Below are 1,577 nucleotides of genomic sequence, written 5' to 3'. Positions count from 1 at the left end.
GTGTAAAGATACGAAAAATATTCCAGATAACAGCATAAATCGAAGATTATTATCATGAAATATAAACATTTTAAACAGGCCTTACTTTTTAAAGTGGACTCATTTATTATTTTCTTTTCGGTTGCAATGGAGTTAAACCAGTCTATATTATATACGCCATTGATATTGAAGGCAAGTATTATATTATCGAGCAAACGCAGCGTAGCAGAAATACTCATGTCTGGTATGCTTATCTTTTTGAGTTCAGCTCTATATCTATTGGTAGCTATCAGCAAAGAAAGCCAATTACATTTGAAAATGAAATGCATTTTGCCACGTACTTTTATTTCTTCAATATTCATTGACATATTACCACCTACTGCAATGAATACGACAGGTTTTCCTTCTTTTCCATATTCATTGTTATAAGCAGTTAATTCCCGTTTCCACTGGCTTGAACCTTGACCGTCATAATCGCCATATTTTGCCTCAATAATTACATCTAATTCCTCAAAAGATATAAATAAATCAGGCTCTACATAGCTTTGATTATCTGTACCAGTATTATCCCAGTGTGGCCAAAAGTCATATGATATTAGCCTGCCTGAATTGATCTGCATTTTAGCATTGTTAAAACAAGAAGACTTTAATATGTGCCAAAATACATTGTCTGGCAACAACATAAGGTTCTCGAAAACAGCAGATGTCTTAGGATCCTCATAACTATTCTTATGTGCATATTTGCTATGTAACATACTCTGAAATTCTATATTTGTTAATTATGACCAGATACTAGGAGGATAATCCATGTTCAACCTCATATCGGCGATAAATTTCTGCAAAAATACAAAAAATATTCAGAAAAGTGATTATATGGATGAATTTTGTTTGCAGGGCGAACTTTATTTAACCTTATTTTATAAGATAGAGTGATGTTGGGGGATATTTTGAAAAAACGAAATCCTTGATGACCTTAATGACCGGATTAAAGGGGATTGAAAAATGAAAATGACCCTTCATGACACTGACCCTTAATGACACCTGCGGGAATAAATAAACTGCCCCACCTATATATATAGGAGGAGCGGTTGTAGTAGATAAAATCATCTCAAAACCTAATCACATGCAGATTTCATTCTGCTTTCCTGCATCTTACTTTCTGCTTTCCTGCTGCTTACACGCAGCTTGAAACGCCGAGCGAAGTGGCTATTGCGGTGAGAATGCTAATCGCAATCTGAATCACCATTTTCCAAGTATCCTTCTTCATAGACTTTTATCTTTTAGAAATTTACGTTGTCGCCGCCGTCTTCACCACCGATATTGCCGCCGCTGGTACCCTGGTTACCAGTGGTTCCGCTGCCTTCAGTTCCGGTGGTTCCGCTGCCTTCAGTTCCGGTGGTTCCGCTGCCGCCATCCTGGGTTCCGCCACCAGTGGTTCCATCGCCACCTCCATCAGGAGTAACTGGAACGTTGAGGTCCACGTTGGTCTTGCCTTCCTTGATCGCCTTGATCACGGCTGCTTGAGCGCTGCGGCTAGCCACGAGGTTGAATTCTGCGTCGTCGAGCAGGTTCTTGAACTGCTGGCCTGGCTCCCACTG

Annotated in this window: 2 protein-coding genes and 1 pseudogene; all 3 read right to left on the bottom strand. The window is 39.5% G+C overall.

Going from position 1 to position 1,577, the window contains the following annotated elements; all coding sequences use genetic code 11:
- On the bottom strand, positions 1 to 734 hold a 734-nt coding region (locus tag AAAT87_RS15345; RefSeq protein WP_349226916.1), incomplete at its 3' end, for a hypothetical protein.
- A gap of 419 nt (positions 735 to 1,153) precedes the next feature.
- Positions 1,154 to 1,246, bottom strand: coding sequence for a smalltalk protein (locus AAAT87_RS15340; protein ID WP_153089932.1), 93 nt, complete (start codon positions 1,244 to 1,246; stop codon positions 1,154 to 1,156).
- A gap of 13 nt (positions 1,247 to 1,259) precedes the next feature.
- Positions 1,260 to 1,577 (bottom strand): annotated as a pseudogene (locus tag AAAT87_RS15335) (hypothetical protein); the annotation flags it as partial.

It is taken from the genome of Segatella sinensis (assembly GCF_040095255.1).
Taxonomy (GTDB): Bacteria; Bacteroidota; Bacteroidia; order Bacteroidales; family Bacteroidaceae; genus Prevotella; species Prevotella sinensis.
This window is presented reverse-complemented; position numbering and strand designations above follow the sequence as displayed.

Excerpts from the sequence above, each read along its gene's own strand:
- AAAT87_RS15340 (WP_153089932.1), bottom strand. The coding sequence starts at position 1,246 with ATGAAGAAGGATACTTGGAAAATGGTGATTCAGATTGCGATTAGCATT.